This is a genomic window from Mesorhizobium sp. M7D.F.Ca.US.004.03.1.1 (assembly GCF_003998635.1).
Lineage (GTDB): Bacteria > Pseudomonadota > Alphaproteobacteria > Rhizobiales > Rhizobiaceae > Mesorhizobium > Mesorhizobium loti.
In genome coordinates, this window is record NZ_RZQG01000912.1 from 1 (window position 1) to 2,302 (window position 2,302).

General features: G+C 64.6%; 3 protein-coding genes. All 3 read left to right on the forward strand.

Going from position 1 to position 2,302, the window contains the following annotated elements:
• On the forward strand, window positions 1-321 hold a 321-nt coding region (locus EN935_RS31775), incomplete at its 5' end, for a Sua5 family C-terminal domain-containing protein (RefSeq protein WP_281040376.1).
• On the forward strand, window positions 318-1,748 hold the full coding sequence (locus tag EN935_RS31780) for an FAD-binding oxidoreductase (protein WP_127374004.1): 1,431 nt from the start codon (window positions 318-320) through the stop codon (window positions 1,746-1,748). The genes EN935_RS31775 and EN935_RS31780, both read left to right, overlap by 4 nt.
• Window positions 1,749-1,933: 185 nt before the next feature.
• Window positions 1,934-2,302: DUF6101 family protein (locus EN935_RS31785; protein WP_127374005.1), on the forward strand; the 369-nt coding region annotated here is incomplete at its 3' end.

Consider the following 2,302-nt stretch of genomic DNA (forward strand, 5'->3'; position numbering starts at 1 on the left):
GCCTCGCACTATGCGCCGGGCGCCGCGATGCGGCTCAACGCCGGGACGATCGGCGAGGGCGAGGCCCTGCTCGGCTTCGGCGGCCAGCGGGCGGAAGGCTGGCGCCGCGCCGCTGCTTTTCTCAATTTATCCGAGACCGGGGACCTGCGCGAAGCGGCGAGCAATCTGTTCGCCTACATGCAGGAACTCGACCGCAGCGGTGCGCCGACCATCGCCGTCGAGCCGGTTCCTTTTGATGGTCTCGGAGAGGCGATCAACGATCGCCTCTCGCGTGCCGCCGCCCCTCGTGACATCAGCCCGCAACATAGTTTTCCCCCATGACCGAAATTTCAGACAAACTCGACCCTGCTCTCATCGATCGCTTCGCGGCGATCGTCGGCGACAAATATGCACTGCGCGACGAGCAGGACATCGCGCCTTACCTCATTGAGCGGCGTGGGCTCTGGCATGGCGCGACATCGCTGGTGCTGCGGCCGGGCAGCGTCGACGAGGTCAGCCGGATCATGCGGCTGGCGACCGAGACGGGAACGCCGATCGTGCCGCAAAGCGGTAACACCGGGCTGGTCGGCGCCCAAGTGCCAGACACCTCCGGGCGCGAGATCATCCTGTCGCTGTCGCGGCTCAACCGCATTCGCGAGATCGATGTCCTGTCCAACACGGTGACGGCCGAGGCCGGTGTCATCCTGCAGACGCTGCAGGAGGCGGCGGACGCCGCCGACCGGCTGTTTCCGCTGTCGCTGGCCGCGCAAGGCTCCTGCCAGATCGGCGGCAACCTGTCGTCCAATGCCGGCGGCACCGGCGTGCTTGCCTACGGCAATGCGCGCGAACTCTGCCTCGGTGTCGAGGTGGTGCTGCCGACCGGCGAGGTGTTCGACGATCTGCGCAAGCTGAAGAAGGACAACACCGGCTACGATTTGAAAAACCTGTTCGTCGGCGCCGAAGGCACGCTCGGCGTCATCACCGCCGCCGTGCTCAAGCTGTTTCCGAAGCCGAAGGGGCGCGAGGTCGCATTCGTCGGCCTGTCGTCGCCTGAGGCCGCGCTTTCCCTGTTCAGCCTGGCCATGGACCGCGCCGGGGCCGCGCTGACCGCCTTCGAACTGATCGGCAAGCGGCCATATGATTTCACGCTGGCGCATGCACAGGGCGTGGTGCGGCCCTTGGTCGACGACTGGCCGTGGTATGTGCTGATGCAGATTTCGTCCGGCCGTTCATCGGAGGATTCGCGAGCGTTGATCGAGGACGTGCTCTCGGCCGGCCTCGAACATGAATTCGTCGGCGACGCCGTCATCGCCGCAAGCCTCGGGCAGGGGGATGCCTTCTGGAATTTCCGCGAGCTGCTGCCCGAGGCGCAAAAGCCGGAGGGTGCCTCGATCAAGCACGACATTTCGGTGCCTGTGGCAATGATCCCGCGCTTCATCGCAGAGGCCGCCGGCGCCGTGGCGTCGGTGAGTGCCGGCGCCCGCGTGGTCTGCTTCGGCCATATGGGCGACGGCAACCTCCACTATAACATCTCGCGGCCCGTCGATGGCGATGACGAGGCATTTCTCGCCCTCTATCATCCCATGAACAAGGCGGTGCACGACGTCGTGCGCAGCCTGCACGGTTCGATCTCGGCAGAGCATGGTATCGGCCAGTTGAAGCGCGACGAACTGATTGCCACCGCGCCGCCGATGGCGATCGATCTGATGCGAAGGGTAAAGGCGGCCTTCGACCCGGCCGGCATCATGAATCCGGGTAAGGTTATCTGATCCTTTCGACATCTTGTGGTTGGTGGGATTCCGATAACCATCCCTAAGATCAGCAAAATTTAACCGACTTTCTTAAGCGGGGCGGTAAGGAGCCCGCGCTACTGTCTCCATACAAACGAGGCTGGAAAAACCGGCCCGGAGAGAACCGGACACCGGCTCTCAGGAGACAGACAGGAAGGCACTCTATGAACACCGGACTGAAGCCAGTCTGGGCGGGACGCAACATGCGTCTCGACCCATTTCGCCTGCCGCAAGTGGTGAGCTACGCGACACGCGACGACTACGGCGATGTGACCTTTACCATCGACCAGCGTGGCGCCGTGATCCGCCGCCTGCTCGAGATGAGCGGCCTGCCGGCGATCATCGTTCTGCCCGCCAATGCGTTCCGCGGCGTTGCCGCCCGCGCCATGGAGGACCCTGACGGCAATGTCACGGTGACCCTGGAACTCCTGCACAACGACCCGATGCTGTCGGTGCCGTTGCTGGTCGCCGACGATCTCGACGATGTCGCCGCCGACTGGCGCGCGTGGGCCGACGCCTACCGTCTGCCGATG